This is a genomic window from Haloarcula amylolytica, assembly GCF_049705545.1.
Classification (GTDB): Archaea; Halobacteriota; Halobacteria; order Halobacteriales; family Haloarculaceae; genus Haloarcula; species Haloarcula amylolytica_B.
The window spans coordinates 1426901-1443757 of record NZ_JBNAMU010000001.1 but is presented as its reverse complement, the minus strand read 5'-3'; the positions used below and the strand labels follow the sequence as shown (position 1 = coordinate 1443757).

General features: G+C 64.7%; 19 protein-coding genes. 11 read left to right on the top strand and 8 right to left on the bottom strand.

All coding sequences use genetic code 11. The annotated features are described in order from the left end of the window. Genes ACOZ4H_RS07725 through ACOZ4H_RS07710 form a run of 4 tightly spaced genes read left to right on the top strand, consistent with a single transcriptional unit; the run spans nt 1 to nt 2725 of the window. The gene (locus ACOZ4H_RS07725; protein WP_424328727.1) at nt 1-588 is read left to right on the top strand and encodes a DUF7288 family protein; all 588 of its coding nucleotides are present in this window, start codon (nt 1-3) and stop codon (nt 586-588) included. Further along, entirely contained in the window at nt 576-1556 is a 981-nt protein-coding gene (locus ACOZ4H_RS07720) for a DUF7261 family protein (RefSeq protein ID WP_424328726.1), read from the top strand. Before ACOZ4H_RS07725 ends, ACOZ4H_RS07720 begins: the two co-directional genes overlap by 13 nt. Then, nucleotides 1546-1989, top strand: coding sequence for a DUF7266 family protein (locus tag ACOZ4H_RS07715; RefSeq protein ID WP_424328725.1), 444 nt, complete (start codon nt 1546-1548; stop codon nt 1987-1989). Before ACOZ4H_RS07720 ends, ACOZ4H_RS07715 begins: the two co-directional genes overlap by 11 nt. After that, nucleotides 1982-2725 carry a DUF7289 family protein gene (locus tag ACOZ4H_RS07710; protein WP_424328724.1) on the top strand — a complete coding sequence of 248 codons (744 nt, stop codon included), beginning with the start codon at nt 1982-1984 and terminating at the stop codon, nt 2723-2725. The genes ACOZ4H_RS07715 and ACOZ4H_RS07710 overlap by 8 nt, the downstream gene beginning before the upstream one ends. An 8-nt stretch (nt 2726-2733) precedes the next feature. Here ACOZ4H_RS07710 and ACOZ4H_RS07705 read toward each other — a convergent pair whose 3' ends face one another. Next, nucleotides 2734-4458 (bottom strand): polymer-forming cytoskeletal protein, encoded by a 1725-nt coding sequence (locus ACOZ4H_RS07705; protein WP_424328723.1) that lies wholly within the window; start codon nt 4456-4458, stop codon nt 2734-2736. A gap of 147 nt (nt 4459-4605) precedes the next feature. After that, nucleotides 4606-6372 (bottom strand): DUF7289 family protein, encoded by a 1767-nt coding sequence (locus ACOZ4H_RS07700; RefSeq protein ID WP_424328722.1) that lies wholly within the window; start codon nt 6370-6372, stop codon nt 4606-4608. 296 nt (nt 6373-6668) lie between these two features. On the opposite strand from ACOZ4H_RS07700, the gene ACOZ4H_RS07695 reads away from it, so the two are divergent. Genes ACOZ4H_RS07695 through ACOZ4H_RS07680 form a run of 4 tightly spaced genes read left to right on the top strand, consistent with a single transcriptional unit; the run spans nt 6669 to nt 9125 of the window. Next, nucleotides 6669-7139, top strand: coding sequence for a 30S ribosomal protein S15 (locus ACOZ4H_RS07695; protein WP_424328721.1), 471 nt, complete (start codon nt 6669-6671; stop codon nt 7137-7139). Further along, nucleotides 7140-8264 (top strand): hypothetical protein, encoded by a 1125-nt coding sequence (locus ACOZ4H_RS07690; protein WP_424328720.1) that lies wholly within the window; start codon nt 7140-7142, stop codon nt 8262-8264. Next, complete coding sequence (locus tag ACOZ4H_RS07685; RefSeq protein ID WP_127014758.1) at nt 8261-8491, top strand: KEOPS complex subunit Pcc1; 231 nt, start codon at nt 8261-8263, stop codon at nt 8489-8491. Before ACOZ4H_RS07690 ends, ACOZ4H_RS07685 begins: the two co-directional genes overlap by 4 nt. Beyond that, entirely contained in the window at nt 8484-9125 is a 642-nt protein-coding gene (locus ACOZ4H_RS07680; protein WP_424328719.1) for a 30S ribosomal protein S3ae, read from the top strand. Before ACOZ4H_RS07685 ends, ACOZ4H_RS07680 begins: the two co-directional genes overlap by 8 nt. Before the next feature lie 186 nt (nt 9126-9311). Here the strand turns inward: ACOZ4H_RS07680 and ACOZ4H_RS07675 are convergent, their stop codons facing one another. The 3 genes from ACOZ4H_RS07675 to ACOZ4H_RS07665 all read right to left on the bottom strand — a co-directional run bounded on the left by ACOZ4H_RS07675 (nt 9312) and on the right by ACOZ4H_RS07665 (nt 12976). Then, a complete protein-coding gene (locus ACOZ4H_RS07675) occupies nt 9312-9623 on the bottom strand; it encodes a plastocyanin/azurin family copper-binding protein (RefSeq protein WP_424330351.1) in 312 nt (103 codons plus the stop codon). Between the two features lie 208 nt (nt 9624-9831). Then, a complete protein-coding gene (locus ACOZ4H_RS07670) occupies nt 9832-10977 on the bottom strand; it encodes a 5-(carboxyamino)imidazole ribonucleotide synthase (protein WP_424328718.1) in 1146 nt (381 codons plus the stop codon). 25 nt (nt 10978-11002) lie between these two features. Next, nucleotides 11003-12976 carry a flippase activity-associated protein Agl23 gene (locus ACOZ4H_RS07665; RefSeq protein ID WP_424328717.1) on the bottom strand — a complete coding sequence of 658 codons (1974 nt, stop codon included), beginning with the start codon at nt 12974-12976 and terminating at the stop codon, nt 11003-11005. A gap of 136 nt (nt 12977-13112) precedes the next feature. On the opposite strand from ACOZ4H_RS07665, the gene ribH reads away from it, so the two are divergent. The 3 genes from ribH to ACOZ4H_RS07650 are packed head-to-tail and all read left to right on the top strand — an operon-like array spanning nt 13113 to nt 15166. Next, nucleotides 13113-13526, top strand: a complete 414-nt coding sequence (gene ribH, locus ACOZ4H_RS07660; protein ID WP_424328716.1) for a 6,7-dimethyl-8-ribityllumazine synthase — start codon at nt 13113-13115, stop codon at nt 13524-13526. Next, on the top strand, nt 13523-14683 hold the full coding sequence (locus tag ACOZ4H_RS07655; RefSeq protein ID WP_424328715.1) for a pyridoxal phosphate-dependent aminotransferase: 1161 nt from the start codon (nt 13523-13525) through the stop codon (nt 14681-14683). The genes ribH and ACOZ4H_RS07655 overlap by 4 nt, the downstream gene beginning before the upstream one ends. Nucleotides 14684-14737: 54 nt before the next feature. Continuing rightward, on the top strand, nt 14738-15166 hold the full coding sequence (locus ACOZ4H_RS07650; protein WP_424328714.1) for a hypothetical protein: 429 nt from the start codon (nt 14738-14740) through the stop codon (nt 15164-15166). A 58-nt stretch (nt 15167-15224) separates the two neighbouring features. Here ACOZ4H_RS07650 and ACOZ4H_RS07645 read toward each other — a convergent pair whose 3' ends face one another. Genes ACOZ4H_RS07645 through ACOZ4H_RS07635 form a run of 3 tightly spaced genes read right to left on the bottom strand, consistent with a single transcriptional unit; the run spans nt 15225 to nt 16852 of the window. Continuing rightward, nucleotides 15225-15890, bottom strand: a complete 666-nt coding sequence (locus ACOZ4H_RS07645; RefSeq protein WP_424328713.1) for a cupin domain-containing protein — start codon at nt 15888-15890, stop codon at nt 15225-15227. A gap of 39 nt (nt 15891-15929) precedes the next feature. Then, complete coding sequence (locus ACOZ4H_RS07640) at nt 15930-16358, bottom strand: adenylyltransferase/cytidyltransferase family protein (RefSeq protein WP_424328712.1); 429 nt, start codon at nt 16356-16358, stop codon at nt 15930-15932. After that, nucleotides 16355-16852, bottom strand: coding sequence for a Mov34/MPN/PAD-1 family protein (locus tag ACOZ4H_RS07635; protein WP_014040778.1), 498 nt, complete (start codon nt 16850-16852; stop codon nt 16355-16357). Before ACOZ4H_RS07635 ends, ACOZ4H_RS07640 begins: the two co-directional genes overlap by 4 nt. Nucleotides 16853-16857: the final 5 nt, after the last annotated feature.

Sequence of the window (16857 nt, the reverse complement as noted above, 5' to 3'; positions counted from 1 at the left end):
ATGCGCGCGCAGGCACACACGCTCGAAGCAATCGTCAGCGGAATGCTGTTACTCGCAAGCCTGGTGTTCGCGCTGCAGATGACGGCGGTGACGCCGCTGTCCGCGAGCACGTCGAGTCAGCACATCGAGAACCAGCAGCAGGCAATCGGCCACGGCGTCCTCGCCTCCGCGGCGGCAGAAGACGCACTGAAACCGGCTGTGCTCTACTGGGACAACAGCACGGCGCAGTTCCACAACACGGCCGGTGGTCGGGAGTACTACACGAACGGGCCGCCGGACAATCGATTCGGGGAGTTGTTAGAACGCGCGTTCGACCGTCGCGGGATCGCGTACAACGTGTATCTCAGGTTCCAGAACACGCAGGAGAGAACCGTTACGACACGATACATCTACAGCGGCGAGCCGAGCGACAACGCGGTCCGTGCGAGCCATACAATCACGCTCATGGACGACGACCACCTGCGCGACGAGGACGGCACACGAAACAGCACACGGCTCGGCGACCCGACGACCGATTACACGGTTTCCGACACCGGGAAGAACGTCTACAACACGGTCAGCGTGGAGGTGGTCGCGTGGCGCATCTGAACGGCGACGAACGCGGACAGATAATCCTCATCGCCGCGTTAGCCCTGGCGGTGACGTTCATCGGGCTCGCGCTGGTCGTCAACTCCGCGATCTACACGCAGAACCTCGCCAGTCGGGGCGAGATCGCCGGGAGCAACGACGCGCTGGAGATGCGGGCGATGGTTGAGACGAATGTCGGACAAGGTGTCATCGCAGCTAACAGGTACAACCACTCGACCCAAACAACACTCGAAACCGGTGTGCGTGAGAGCATCCGGTCCGTCAGTACACAGACGGAACGCCAGCGGGTCACGAGCGGGACGCTGGTGAACGTCACACTCGCCGGCGCGCCGACCTACGGCACACGGATCGCCCAGACCAACACGTCGCTGTTCGAATCCGGCGAGGCGACACCGAGCGCCAATTGGATGGTCAGAGAGCGGGTCACGCGCCCGGGCGATGGAACGAACGCGACCAGACGGTTCGTCATCAACGCGACACAGCTCCCCAGTTCGGGGAGCGAGTTCGTCGTCATAGCGAACGGCACCGGCGGCAACCCGAAATGGACGATGCGGGTCTGGGGTGACGTCGGACCCAGCGGGACGGTCAACGTGGAAATCGACACACCGAGCGGCACACAGACGTGTGCCGTCCCTATCGAGGAACCGTACGCTCATATCGACGTGACCGGCGGAACAGTCCAGGGCGAACCGTGTCTCGCGCTCCAGGGCGGGAGCTTCGACGGGCGGTTCGCCCACGGCGTCGGCGACGAGTACAACATCACGTTCGAGTCGGGCAATCAGATCAAAGGGAACTACTCGATGGTCGTCCGCGATAGCACGCCGGCCAACACGCTCGATACAGCGCCCGCGTCGCCGTTCAGTACGACCGCGATATACAACGCGACCGTTCAGTACCGCTATGACACGTCGAACTTACGATACGAGGCAAAGATACGGGTGGCCCCGGGTGAGCCAGATGCGTCGTAACCGCGCCGTCTCGACGACGCTGAGCTACACGCTGAGCCTGGCCATCGCCTCGATTCTGGTCTCCGGACTCCTCATTGCCGGCGGCAACTTCGTCGAGAGCCGGCAGGAACAGGTCATCAGGGACGAACTCGAAGTCATCGGCCAGCAGGTCGCCGCCGACATCGCCCGTATCGACCGGCTGGTGGTCGCCGCTGACAACGACCCGACTGCGCGGCTGAACCACACGTTCCCAGAACGGGTGAGTGGCAGCACCTACCGGGTCTCGATTGACGCCGCCGCCGATGAACTCGCCCTCGAATCGACATCCCCTGACGTGTCGGTGACTGTTTCGCTCAAGAGCCGGACGGACCTGGGGGATTCCACCGCTGGCGGCGGTGTGATAACCGTGTTCTACGACGAATCGAGCGGGCAACTGGAGGTGCGAGATGGCTGACCGCGCCGTAAGTGAGGTGTTGAGCTTCGCCCTGGTGTTCAGTCTCATCGTCGCGTCGATCATACTCGTCTCAGTGAGCGGTCTGGGGGCGTTACAGAACGCACGGGACGCGGAGCAGATGGAGAACGCCGAACGGGCGTTCGACGTTCTCTCGGATAATATCGCGGATCTCCACAAACAGGGGGCACCGAGCCGCGCAACGGAGGTTAGTCTCGGCGAAGCCTCGCTCAGGACGGGCGAAAACACGACGATATCGGTGCAAGTCCACGACGGGACTGCCCCCAAAGATGTCGGGACCTGGGAGATACGACCGATCATCTACGCCGGCAATCAGGAGCGAGAACTCGTATACGAGGCAGGAGCAGTGTATCGAACGAACCGGGACGGTGGGGTGCAGAAACGGACACCGCCGATACTCGTCTCAGACGACCGCGTGCTCATCACCGTGGTCGGGACTACCGCCAGTAGCCAGCAGAGCCTGGGCGGGTCGACGGTGCTCGTCCGGACGAACCACCGAAACAGCAACGTCTCGTTCGCTGACACCAGCGGCAACATCGAACACGTCAACGTCAGTGTCGACTCGGACCCACAGCGCGAGGCGCTCTGGCAGTCGTACTTCGAGCGGAAAGGGTTCGCCTGTGGGGCCGACGGCTGGTGTAACTTCACGTCCCCCTCCGGCGGAATCCAACGGACATACGTCGTTTACCACGACATTGCAGTCGAGATTGACCAGTAACCGGTCGACTACCCGCTGGTCACGTTGATCCGGTTCTTCGAGACGTGGAGGTACGTCAGCCGGATGATGTTCGTGTTCTTCGGGACGGCTCGTTCGTTTCTGAGCGCCCGGTCGTAGTGGACCAACCCGCCGTTATCTACCGTGACTGACCCAGCGACGAGGCCGCCGTACAGCTCCGCCTTCTTGATCTGAACAGTGCTGGCACCGACACCGCCGGCGGGTGCGTAAATCACGCCCTCGAACTGCGGGGTATCGGTATCCCCTTCGATGAAGGCGTCGAAGTCCGACTGACCGTACATCCAGAACTGCTTGGAGTTGTTGGCGTTGTCAATGTCGACATTCCCGGTGCGATAGATGTGGAAGTGGTGGCCGCTGGCGGACGTGGCTTCGCCTTTGACGTAGAGGCGGACTTTCCCGTCGCCGTTGACTTTGATCTGCCCGTTGTTCTCGATGTAGACGTAGTCCCGGACGGCGATGGTCACGTCGTCACCACCCGTGTTAACCGTCAGCGTCTCGCCGCTTAGTGTCAGATCCTCCAGATAGTACGTGCCCGCGTCGAGCGTCTGGTCGCCGCTGTCGAGCTGATTCCCCGAAATACTCCCGGTCGCGCTATTGTTGTTGGTACTGCTCGCGTTGGCGACTCGCCGGTTCACCAGGCCGTCGATAGCGCCGGCTCCCTCGACGCCCGAAATCTGTCTGACGTCGCCGTTGACAGTGCCTTTGATGTGCTTCGTGGTCGAGTATTCCACGTCGCGGGTGACGACGCCGCTCCCCTTGACTTCGACCCGATCACCGGATCGAACGGAGCCGTCCACCTCGCTGTTCCCTTTCACGTACACGTCACCGGCTGTGGTGATCGTTCCGAACGAACCCCGTGAGGCCGAGTAGTCGCCAACAGACGAGTTGTAGCTGTCGGTTCGAGCGGGGTCAGTGCCGCTGCCGGAGAGCGTAATCTTTCCGCCGGCAGACGTGGCCGCGACGGCGCTCGTCACTTCTCGCGGCCCCGTCGGCACGACCAGCGTCGTCGTCACGCTGTCGTTTTCGTGGTCGTAGTACGCGTCGCCGTCAGTCCGCTCTTCGAAGTAGCGCCCCCAGGACCGGTAGTACTCACTCTGGACAGTGATGTTGACCGTCCCCGTATCCAGCGGATTGATGTTCCCAGCCGCCTGGTCAGGATACACCTGCGTCGTGCCGTCCTTCGAGATGCTCGCCCGTGAGCCAAGCGACCGGTCGCCACGGACGGTGATGAGTGGGAGCGTCAGCGTCGCGTCGCGGTAGTAGAACTCCGGCGGTGAAACCATGACACTGCCACTGTCGGAACGCCGCCACACCCCGCCGCCCTGATAGGCGACTTTCTGGTTCCCGTTTTCGTAGATGACCGCCCCGAGCCGCTCGTCCATCAGCGTGACTGTCGTCGGCGGCGAAGCCGAGTGGTTGGTGATATTGACGGTCATCCGACCGGCACTGTCGTCGATTCGGTACGAGGACCTGTCCGTCCCGACGAGAGACACCCGCTGGCTGTCAGAGTTCCCAAGCGCCACCAGGGCCGCCTGGGAGTCCAGTTGGGTCATCCCCGTCTCCGCCCGGGAGACGTCGAGCCCGGACTCGGTATCGACCAGCGCCGTCGCTCCCAGGCTGACAACGACGCTGGAACCGACGATGACGAGACTGAGGACCAGTATCAGCCCGAGCGGGGCTGATTGTGCCCGTTGCTGACCCCAGGGGACTTGCATTATCCGACAGTGGTTATCACAGCTGATAAGGTTGCCGGCCGACCGACCAACAGTCGCTACCAACGGCCTTCTATGGCGGCTACAGCGAAAACTGACCGGCGTCAGGTGCTACTAATTTTGATATTGATGCAGTGGGCGTGTCGGCTCTCAGTTGGACGTGATGTTGACGTCGTTCGTCGAGATGTGGAGGTAGGTGATGGCGACAACGCTCGTGTCCTTGGGAATCGTCCGCTCCTGTTTGAGGGCCTGGTCGAAATGGACCCTTCCGCCTTTTTCGAGTTCGACTTCGCTCGTGACCACACCGCCGTAGAGTTCGCTTTTCCATATCTCGAACCTGCTCGTTCCGGTCTTTCCCCCCGGCGCGTAGATGACGCCGGTGACTTTCGACTTATCTGACCCTTTCTTCTCCATCCGGGCTTGGAGGTCGTCTTTTCCGTAGATCCACACTTGCGTCGACCGCTCACTAACCGCACCGGTTGTCCTGATTTCGCTCGCCCGTGTGAAGAAATGATAACCGTCTGCGCTCCCACCCGACGCGGGCGATTCGCCTTTGATATATATCTTCACCTGGTTCGGGCCGGACACCGTGATGTCGTTCCCGGTGTTGAGGCTCACGTAGTTCTCGACGCCAATGATTACGTTTCCACCAGTCGTGTCGAACTCGACGTCGTTGCTCAAGTCGATCCTGTCGACGTGATAGCTGCCCGCAGACAGTGTCGTCGTTCCCTCTGTACCGTCGATAACGCCGTCGTCGGCTATCGTTCCCCCGTTGTCGTTCGACGACGATAGGTCGTCGACCTGTGTGTTGACATGGGAGTTGATATTGGTGGTATCTCCGAACGAGCTGATCTGCTCGTCGGAACAAGAGCCGGAACACGCTCCGTGTTTATCGTCGAACGCGTCCGCCCATTCTACCCGGTCACCGTTGAATGTCATCGAATTACTACTGAATTCGACGCGACCGCCCGAGGTGATGTTTCCATTCAGTTCCGCACTCCCGGTGACGATGACATCACCTGCCGTCGTGAGATTGCCGCCATCACCGGCCTCGGAGGCGTCATATCCGTCCCCGTCTGCCGAAGTATAGCTGTCGGTAAAGGCATCGTTCCCGCTCAGTTTGATCGAACCGGAGTCGCTTGTCGCGGCGACGGCGTTCTGGACCTTTCGCGGCCCCGCAGGGACCTTGAGAATGATCGAAACACGATTGCTATCCGGATGGTACGTCACGTCACCGTCCGTTCGCTCCTCGAAGTATCCTCCCCACGCGCGGTAGTACTCGCTCTGGACGGTAACGTTGACTTTCCCGTTTTCCAGCGGGTTCGTGAAGTTCTCGTTGCGCGTGCTGTTCGGAAAGTACGACCTCGTCCGGTTGTGAGAGATCGACGCGCCGTCTCTGATTGCCCCGGACCCGCTCACTGTCACGAGGGGAAGCGTTAGCGTCGCGTCCCGGTAGTGGAACTCGGGTGGAGAAACCATCACCGACGTTCCGTCGCCGTTGGCCCGCCAGACGCCGCCCCCCTGATACGCGAGTCGCGTCTCGTCACTGCCGTGATAGGCCACCTCGCCCATCGATTCATTGAACACAGTCATCCGGTTCCCGGACGTTGTATTCTGGTAGGAGACGTTCATCCACCCGGCGTCCTCGTCGATACGATAGGTGCTCGAACTGCTCGCGGGAAGAGAGACCTGCTGCACGTCCGTCTGTCCCAGCGCTACGAGCGCGGTTTTGGAATTGAGTTCCGTCAGCGACTTCTCAGTTCGTTCCACGTCAAGTTGCGTTTGCGTGCTCGTAATTGCGTCGGCACCCAGTGCGACCACCGCCGTCGTCGATACAATCATTACCGCAAAAACCAGCGCTAACCCGAGCGGAGCACTTTGCCCACGACTTCCGAGTCCCCGCTCAGCGCTACCCATACTACTCACATCTAACCCGACAAATTACTTAAAATAGATGGGCAAGTTATCAATTGTAATACTGCGAAGAGTTTCGGCTGTGGAGCGGCGTCGACGACGATGTCGGCACTTCCAGACGCGACCGGGAAGCGGAACGGTTTAGTCGCGCCCTCTCAGACAGGGAGATGGGAACAGCACGACCGCAAATCTGACTCGCTGTGGACTTTCACAGCTCGGGATTGCGGCCGTGTTCGGCACTGTACAGTGCCAATACGCCTCGTAACGAGAGCGGTTCGTGCGGTTCCAACCAGATTACAATGGCACGAATGCATACACGCCGCCGCGGTTCGTCCGACTCGGACAAACCGGCGGCAGACGAACCCCCGGAGTGGAGTGACGTCGACGAGGACGCCATCGAAGAGCGCGTCGTCGAACTGGCCGAACAGGGCCACTCGCCCAGCGAGATCGGCCTGAAGCTGCGCGACGAGGGCGTTCAGGGTACGCCGATCCCTGACGTCTCACTCGCGACCGGCAAGAAAGTCACCGAGATTCTCGAGGAGAACGAGGCCGAGCCGGACCTGCCGGAGGACCTTCGGAACCTGCTCGAGCGGGCCGTCCGCCTTCGCGACCACATGGACGAGAACCCCGGTGACTACCAGAACAAGCGCGCGCTCCAGAACACGCAGGCGAAGATCCGACGCCTCATCGACTACTACCGCGGCGACGAAGTCGACGAGGACTTCACCTACAGCTACGACAACGCTGTCGAAGCGCTGGGTCTCGAATAGATGTCGGCGACCGGTCGGGAACCGACACCAGCCACGTCCCCCAGCGACCTCGCCGGGTCGCTTCGCGAGGCCGCCTTCGTGCGCCTCGTCAGCGACGCGACCGGTGAGGCGCTGGCTGCGACTGGCCTGCTGGCACGGGCGCTCGATGACACGCCGTTCCAGGCGAGCGTCGTCCGCCCGTTCGAGGATCCCGACCGGACCACGGAGACGGATATCACTGTCGCCATCGGTCGCACGCAGCCGACCGCCGACGTGACGCTGACCGACCGCGCCGCCGCGACTGCCTTCGAGACCGCCCGCGAGCTTGGCGCGACGACCGATCCCGCGCTCGCCCTGGCCGGCACGATTGCCGCCGGGGCGGTCGACGGGACCGTCGCTGAAGCCGCCGAGCAGGCGGGGCTCGAACACCGGCCCGGGGTCGCCGTGCCGACGGCAGACCTCGCGGACGGGCTGGCCCACTCGACGCTGTTCGTCGCGCCCTTCTCGAGCGACGCCGACACGGCGCGGGCCACGCTCGCCGACCTGGGCCTCGACGCGGACCGGATTCAGTCTGCGGACCTCTCGGCCGACGACCACCGCCGCCTCGCGTCGCTGGTCGCGCTGGCCGTCACCGCGGACGCACCGCCACGGGCCGCCGACGCGGTCCACCGCGCGCTCCGACCAACGGTGGGCGGCCCCTTCGAGACGGTCGGCGGGTACGCCGACGTGCTCGACGCCGTCGCTCGGGAAGAGCCCGGCACTGCCGTCGCGCTCGCACTCGGCCACGAGGCCGTCCGCGAGGACGCCCTGGCCGCCTGGCGCAGTCACGCCACGCGCGCCCACGAAGCGGTGTCAGCGGCGACCACGGGCCGGTACGACGGTCTGTTCGTCGCCCGCGGCGACGCGATGCCGACCGGCACCGTCGCCAGACTGTTCGCGGACTACCGCGCACCGGAACCGGTGACGCTCGTCGTCACCGACACGGAGGCCGCGGCCCGGGCCACGGACGGCCGGGATATCTCCGAGACGATGCACGCCGCCACCGAGACGGTCGGCGGCGACGCTGTCGGGACCGGCAACCGGGCGCGCGCTCGGTTCGACGCCTCGACGGCCGACTTCATCGAAGCGTTCCGGGAGGCAGTATGAGACGGGCGGAGATTCGCACGACGCACGACTCGCCCGAACGCGTCGCACGCGCGGTGCGGCCGGACAACACCGACGAGATGACCACGCGCGTCGAGGGCAACGCCGTGGTCACGACCGTCGAGCGCGACTCGACCAGCGGCCTGCAGGCGACCGTCGACGACTACGTCGTCAACATCCGGGTTGCAGCACAGCTCGCAGACCAACACACACAATCCAACCATGAGTGAACGAAGCGTTTCCAAGCGCACAGAACAGAAACGGTGGTACACCGTGCAGGCTCCCGAGCAGTTCGACCGGGAGGTTCTCGGTAAGACACCGGCAGACGAACCGGACAAGGTGCTCGGACGCACCATCGAAACAACGCTCGGCGAACTGACCAACGACGCCAGCGAGAACAACACGAAGCTGACCTTCAAGATCAACGAGGTCGCCTCGGACACGGCGTACACGGAGTTCATCCGCCACGAACTCACGCGGGACTACCTCCGCTCGCTCGTCCGACGGGGCTCCTCGAAGGTCGAGGCCTACATCACCGTGCTGACCACGGACGACTACCGCGTCCAGATCCAGCCGGTCGCCGTGACGACGAAGAAGGCCGACGCCTCCCAGGAGAAGGCCATCCGCCGGACGATGATCGACCTCGTTCGGGAGACGGCCAAGGACCGTACCTTCGAACAGCTCGTCGACAGCGTCGTCGAAGGGCGCCTCTCCTCGGCCATCTACGGCGAGGCCAAGGACATCTACCCGCTCCGACGCGTCGAGATCAAGAAGACCACGCTCGAAGCGCGGCCGGAAGAAGTCGCCGCCGAAGAGGAGACGGCGGTCGACGTGGACGAGGAAGACGTCGACGTCGAAGCCTAACACGTTACAACACCGACGTTCGATTTTTTCGCCGCAGTGAGAGAACGAGCTCTAGCACGCGGCAAACGGAGCCGATTCTGCGACGTATGATGGGAGACTGTATTTTCGAGTCTGTGACCGATAACGGACAGTACCGCACCGAAAAAGTACGCAGCGCTGACGGAGAAACCGACAGAGAGAGCGCCGCTACTCGCTGCTCGTCGCCGTTTCCGGGTTCTCGGTCACGACGACGGTCCCGACCATCCCGGCTCGCTCGTGTGGGATACAGAAGTAGGGATATTCGCCGAGCACCTCGAAGGTGTGCGTGAAATCGTCACCCTCGAACATCGTCCCGCCGGAGGAACTCCCCCAGTTGTCGCGGGCCGCCTGCTCGGTGTCGAAGCCGCCGGAGGCGAAGTAGTCGGCCTCCTCGGGGATGTCGTCCTCGTAGGCCGTGACCGAGTGGCCCTGCTTGCTCGTGTTGAGCCAGCGGACGGTCGTCCCCGGTTCGACGGCGATGCGAACCGGGCGAAACGCCTTCGCGGACATCCCCACGTCGTAGTCGGTGTCAGCGCTCCCACCGCCGAGGCAGCCGGCGAGCCCTGCGACCGCCGCCGGGCCGGCCGCGCGGAGGAAATCCCGTCGGTCCATACCGTGACTCAGGACCGCATATTCAAAGGCCGCTCGGTTCCGGACTGCAGAAGACCCCGCGGTCAGTCCGTGTCGCTCACTCGAAGGTCAGTCCGTCACGGAGTTCGCGCGCGCCGGCGAGCAGCCTGTCGCGGTCGTCAGCCGTCAGCGTCACGTGCCCCATCTTCCGGAGTTCGTACACCTCGCGCTTGCCGTACCAGTGCAGGTGTGCCCGCGGCGTCTCCAGTACCCCGTCTTCGCCCCGCAATTCTGCCGACTGGCGCTCCGAAACGTCCCCGAGAATGTTGGTTGAGACGGTGGGGAACCGCTGGTCGGTCGACCCCAGCGGCCGGCCGGTGACGGCCCGCAGGTGTTGCTCGAACTGCGAGGTGTGACACCCTTCGATAGTCCAGTGGCCGGAGTTGTGCGGTCGCGGTGCGATCTCGTTGAGCAGAATCTCGCCGTCGGTCGTCTCGAACAGTTCGATGCCGAACACGCCGCGGCCGTCCATCACGTCGAGCACGTCGTGCGCGACATTTCGTGCGCGCTCGCGGACGGCTTCTGACGCTCTGGCCGGCGCGACGGACTCGCGGAGGATCTCCTCCCGGTGAATCGTCTCGGTGACCGGGAACGTGTCCCGTTCGTCCGCACCGCGACAGCCCATGACCGCGAGTTCGCGCTCGAAGTCGACCATCTCCTCGACCATCGCGGGGCCGGCGATGGCGTCGATAGCGTCCTCGACGTCTTCCGGGCCTTCGACGCGGATGTTTCCGCGGCCGTCGTAGCCGCCGGTCCGGGCCTTGAGCATCGCGGGGTAGCCCAGTTCCTCGCAGGCCTCGCGGAGGTCGTCGGCGGTGTCGACGGCGCGGAACGCCGGCACCGGGACGCCGGCCTCGGCCAGCCGGCGCTTCTGGACGAGCTTGTCCTGAATCGTCCGGAGCGTTTCGGGGGCGGGGTGAACCGGCGTCCCTGTCTCCTCGGCGACCCGTTCGAGAACGTCCGGGTCGGCCAGTTCGATCTCGAACGTGAGGTAGTCGGCGCGCTCGGCGAGCTCCCGCAGGGTCGCCTCCTCGTCGAAGTCGCCGACGAGCTGGTCGCGGACGACCGGCGCGGCCGGGCAGTCCGGCGTCGGGTCGGTCACGAGCAGTTCGAGGCCGAGCGGCGCGGCCGCCTCGCCCAGCATACGGCCGAGTTGGCCACCGCCGACAACACCGACAGTCGGTCCTGGTGACGTGAGCGTCATACCGCGCGCTTCCACAGCGTCGGGGTTAAGCGTTCGTTTCTCGGCCGTAGGACTCGTGAACCCACACCGTCATATCGTTCGAGCTGTACTTCGTCCGCATTCGGTGGGTTCGGGGCTCGTAGCCGGCGGCCTCAAGCCGCTCGACGGGGACCGTGCTGTCTATCTGCTGGGTGAGAATTATCGGCGGCTGTCCGTCCTGTGCCCGCTCGGCGAGCGCACCGGGTCGGTTCTCACAGGAGACGTTCACGTCGTCGGCCGCGTAGTACCACGGCAGCGGCAGCGAGTTGTACCACTGCAGACAGGTCGGTCTGGTGTTCCACCAGGAGTCGTTCCACTGGCCGCGGTTCTCCTTGACGTAGGCGTCGTCGCCGTCGTAGGCGTCGCCGCGCTCCCCGTGGTACATTACCACATCGGTGCCGTTTCCGTTGGCCGTCGCGATGCGGTCCATCTCCGCTAAGTCGGCACGGAGCGACTCCTGTGGCTGGGCGTACTGAACCAGCGGATTCCCCTCCAGGTGCTCGTTCGTGTACACCCGCGTTGCGGCGGTATTGACGACGAGTACAGTAACGAGCAGGACGATAGCGGCGGCGATGGCAGCGCCGGTCACGTCATCGGCCGACAGCGATTCGCTCCCCCACCGAATCACGGCGGCGAGTCCGACGGCGGCCGGAATCGACAGCGGGACGACGACGTGGACGGCGAGCCACGGCGCGCCGATGTCGGTCCCGATGGGGTAGCCCAGGATCGAGACGTAGCCGCCGTAGGCCGCGAACGGGACGAGGTGGCGCGGCTCGACCGCCCCAAGCCGGTCGAGTGCGTAACCGAACGCCGAGAACAGGAGCAGCGGCGCCGCGGTGTAGGCCAGCGCTTTCAACAGTATCTCGTAGTGGCCGTCGACGCTCTCGTAGAACGTCTCGATAGACTCGACGAGGCCCGTTTCAGTCGTCGTGGCCTTCTCCGAGGCCGGCGAGAACCACTCGCTGTACTGGTCGACGACCCGCTCCCAGGTGGTCTGGACGAGTTCCGGGAACAGCGACGGGTTCGTTACGCCGGACCAGAAGTTCACGTCGCCACTTGAGGCCGGCGCCGGCGGGTATTCGATGCCTGCGACACCGGCCCCGCGGGGCGCGTAGAAGAACAGTGAGACGAAGCCAAACACCAGCGCGGCGAGGACGATGTGGCTCGCGTACGCCGCGAGGACGGACCCGGCGCTGTCGTGGCGGTCGCGGAACGAGCGAACAGTGTTGACGACAAGCCCCACGTCCGCCCGGACGCGGCCCGACATCCGGCCCCAGATTGCGCCGGCGCTCGGGACGCGCCGGAGGAAGCCGAACGCGTCGCGGTAGCCGTTGGGGAGGACGAGCACCTTCGCCAGCATGAGGCCGGTCGCGCCGAGCCACGTCAGCACGTAGACGATGGCGTTCTCCTTCGAAGCGAAGCCAAGCGCCATGAACGCCCCGACGCCGTAGAGATAGCGCGCCTTGCGGGTGTCGACGAACCGGACGAGCAGGCCGAAGGCGGCGAACATGAACGCCGCGACCAGCACGTCGCTGCGCATGAACCGCGAGAAGTACAGCAGGACCGGATTGAGCGCGAGAAACGCGGCCATGAGGACAGTCTCGTCGGACCGGAGGTGCTCGCGAAAAAGCAGCGCCGTCAGCGGGAGCAGGCCGCCGATAATTGCGACCGGGAGCCGCATCGTGAAATCGGTCGGCGCGGCTACGGTGAACACCCAGCTATCGAAGTGCTGGATGAACGGTCCGTGGATGATGTAGCGGTAGGCGAACGAGCCGGAGTCGCGGAGATGTAGCGCCCAGTAGGCTACGCGGCCCTCGTCGAAGTGGGCGACGCGGCTGCCGAGCGCTGCGACTCTGAGGACGAGTCCGAGAAGCGTCACGGCGACGACGAGCTTCACGGTGGCGCGGGGGTCGTCCGCGAACCAGGACCGGCCCCGGTCCCGGATATCGTGGAGGGCAGACAGCAGGGACGACTCAGCCATACCTGGCTCAAGCACATGGGGCATTAGAATCCTTCTGGTTTCCAACAGATGTTGTACGGCTGACAGACTGTGGTTGACACCGGGGGGAGCAGGACGGAACGGTAGTTCTTTAGTCGCCCCTCCCCGGGTGTCAGGTATGGTGCAGCTCGGACTGGTTGTCGCCCAGTACGACAAACACGGGGCAGTTATCGAGGAGATGGAGCACGGGGCCCACGAGACCGCTGCCGACCATGACGCCGAGATTGTCGCGTCGATCGACGTCCCGGGGTCCTACGACACGCCGCTGGCTGCCGACCGGCTCGCGCGCCGGTCGGATGTCGACGCCGTAGCCGTCCTCGGTGCGATCATCAGCGGCGACACCGACCACGATCAGGTTATCGGCAACGCCGCCGCACAGGGGCTGACCGACGTGTCCCTCGACCGCGACACCCCCGTCACGCTGGGCATCATCGGCCCGGGCATGAGCCAGGACGAAGCCGAGGCCCGAACCGACAAGGGGGCCTCGGCCGTCCAGAGCGCGATCGAACTCGCCACCGAACTCGAACAATGACTATGGACTTCGCTTCCCGCGTCGAACGTGTAGAACCGAGCGCGACCCTCGCGATCAGCAACAAGGCCGCAGAGCTTGAGGCCGAGGGGAAAGACGTCGTCGACCTGAGCGTCGGCGAACCCGACTTCGACACGCCGGAGAACATCAAAGACGCCGCCAAGGACGCACTCGACGCCGGCCACACCGGCTACACGTCCTCCAACGGCATCCCGGAACTGAAAGAGGCCATCGCCGACAAGCTCCACGACGATGGGCTCACTCAGTACGGCCCGGACAACCTCATCGTCACGCCCGGCGGCAAGCAGGCGCTGTACGAGATATTCCAGACCGTCATCGACGACGGCGACGAAGTCGCCCTGCTGGATCCGGCCTGGGTATCCTACGAGGCGATGGCGAAACTCGCCGGCGGGACGCTGACCCGCGTCGACACCGCCGCCCACGACTTCCAGCTCGAAGGCGCGCTGGACGACCTCGCCGACGCCGTCTCCGACGAGACGGAACTGCTCGTCGTCAACTCGCCGGGTAACCCCCACGGCGCGGTGTACTCCCGCGAGGCGATGGAGGGCGTCCGCGACCTCGCTGTCGAGCACGACATCACGGTGATCTCCGACGAGATTTACAAGGAGATCACCTACGACGGCGTCGAAGCCATCTCGCTGGGCACGCTCGATGGGATGGAGGACCGAACCATCACGCTGAACGGCTTCTCGAAGGCCTACTCGATGACCGGCTGGCGGCTTGGCTACTTCGCCGGGCCGGAGGACCTCATCTCCCAGGCCGGCAAGGTCCACTCCCACTCGGTCTCGTGTGCCGTGAACTTCGTCCAGCACGCCGGCGTCGAGGCCATCACGAACACCGACGACGCCGTCGAGGAGATGCGCCAGGCCTTCGCCGAGCGCCGCGAGTTCCTCATGGGCCTGTTCGAGGACCACGGCGTCCACGTTCCCGAGCCACAGGGCGCGTTCTACATGATGCCCGAAATCGCCCCCGACGGGGATGACACGGAGTGGTGCGACCAGGCCATCTCGGAGGCCCAGGTCGCCACCGTCCCCGGGACCGCGTTCGGAACGCCCGGCTACGCCCGCATCTCCTATGCCAACAGCAAGGAGCGACTGCAGGAGGCCGTCGACCGCCTCGCCGAGGCGGACCTTATCTGAAGCGGGAACTGTCGTTTTGCGAACCGTTTTCCCCCGGCCGCTGGAACAGCCGGTATGCGAACCCGAAGAGCGATGCTCGCCCTGTCGGCCGGAACGCTCTGTCTGGCCGGCTGTGAGTCCCCCGGTGGCGGCTCGGACGGCAGTCTCGCCATCGAAACGTCGGACGCGACTGTCGCCCCCGGCGAGACAGCGAGAGTCGAGGTGCAGGCCTCGTCGGTGGGCGTCATGACCTGGCAACTGGCCGAGATCCCCGAGAGCTGGCAGGTGACACACGAGAGCTTCGAGCCGGAGCCGACCGCCGTCCGGGAGTCCTATCCCCCCGAACTGGTCTGGGACCCCGTCGCCGATTCGGTGACCGGCAGTCTGGCTATCGCCGTCCAGGACGACGCGTCGCCTGGCGAGTACGTGCTGGCGGTCGAGGCCGGGACGGACGCCTCGGACGAACGCGTCGTCTCCGAGGCGACGGTCACCGTCGAGGGCTGAAAGAGCGAGGTCGAGAGCGGTTCCGGCCGCGTGACTGTCGGGCGACACAGCCGCCCGGCTACAGGTCGGGCTGCTCCACGTGGCGCTCCCAGAAGGACGGCTGCGTGTACTTCGCGTATGCTCCCTGATAGCCGGCGAGTTCCGCGACTGGCGTGAGCAGGTTCGACAGCGGTTCGAGCCGTTCCTGTCTCGTGAAGACGGTGTTGCCGTCGAGGCGGTCCGCGATGAGGGCCTGCTGGAGCGGGTTCTCGGGGGCGCCGTCGGCGTCGTGAGCCAGGCCACCAAGGGTCGGCAGCACCTGACGGAGCCGGCCCGGCGAGCGAATATGTGTCGTGACGACGGTGCGTTCGTCGGTGTGGTTCTCGAAGGTGTGGGTCACGCCCGTCTCGACGGTGGCCGTCTCGCCCGCCGTCACCTCCCGGTCCGTGCCGTCGAGCGTCATCGTCAGCGAGCCGCGTTCGACCTCGAAGCGTTCGGGACTCTGTTCGTGGTAGTGTTCGGGCGGCCCGCCGTAGCCGGGTCCGAAGACGCTGAGCGTCCGGATGGTGTCGTCCGAGGACTCCAGCGGGATGCCCCACACGGGCCGCGTCGGGTGTGACGTGACGGGGCCGGTTCGCTCCCGGACCCGGTCGGCGAGCCAGCCGTCGGAGTCCAGCTCGAACCCGGTTCCCGGTACGGGGTTGCCACGTGCGTCCAGCGTCCGGCCTGTCGTGACAGTCGACATAGCCTCTAGTTGGGCTGAAACCACGAAAATATTGGCTTCTCAGCAGCGCTCGTCGATAATACGGTCGATGATGTCCCCCGTCGAGAGCAGTCGCTCGGACGCCCGAGCCTCCAGCGGGCTGGCCCGGCGGATGTCGCAGTCGATGCCGCGGGCTGACAGCGCCGCTTCGAGTTGCTCGTCGTCGTGATGCTGATCGTAGCCCAGCGCGATGATGTCCGGTTCGATGCGCTCGATGGGAACGAAGATGTCCTCGGGATGGCCGAGGTGCGCTTTGTCGACCGGTTTGAGCGCGCCGACCATCTCCCGGCGTTGCTCGTCCGGGACGACCGGCGGCTCCTTGTGGGTGACGTTGACCGAGCGGGCGACGATGACGTGCAGTTCATCGCCCATATCGGCGGCGTCTTGCAGGTAGTGGACGTGGCCCGGATGCAGAATGTCGAACGTTCCCTGTGCGACGACGCGGGTCACTGATCGAACTCCTCCTCGCGGAGCTCCGCGTCGATGTCGGCCTGGTCGAAATCGAAAAAGGACTCCTCCGGCGGCTCCACATCGAGCACCGGGAGGTCGACGACCGAGCCGTCGCTGTCAAAGGCCTTCCAGTCGTCGCGGCCGTACGGGTAGCCGACGATGATATGGACGTCGCCGCGACCGAACGTGGCAAGGTCGGCGTCGCTGGGCTTGAGAACGCCGTTCGGATGCGAATGAATTGACCCCGCTGCTCGCATGTCGTTTGGAACCATGCTCGTCTTGACGGTTGCGCTGACCGGGTTCGATTCCGTCCCCGGAATGACCAGTACGTCGGTCAGCACCGTGCCGTCGTCGTCGAGCCCGAGCTTGCTGGCGTCATCGCCCCGGAGAAAGCCCATATACTCGTTGGGATGGGCCTCTTCGGAGGCTGCGAGCGCGAACTCGAGTGCGGACTCCGCGATCCCGAGTATCCCGCTCGTTCGGAACAACCCCATACCAC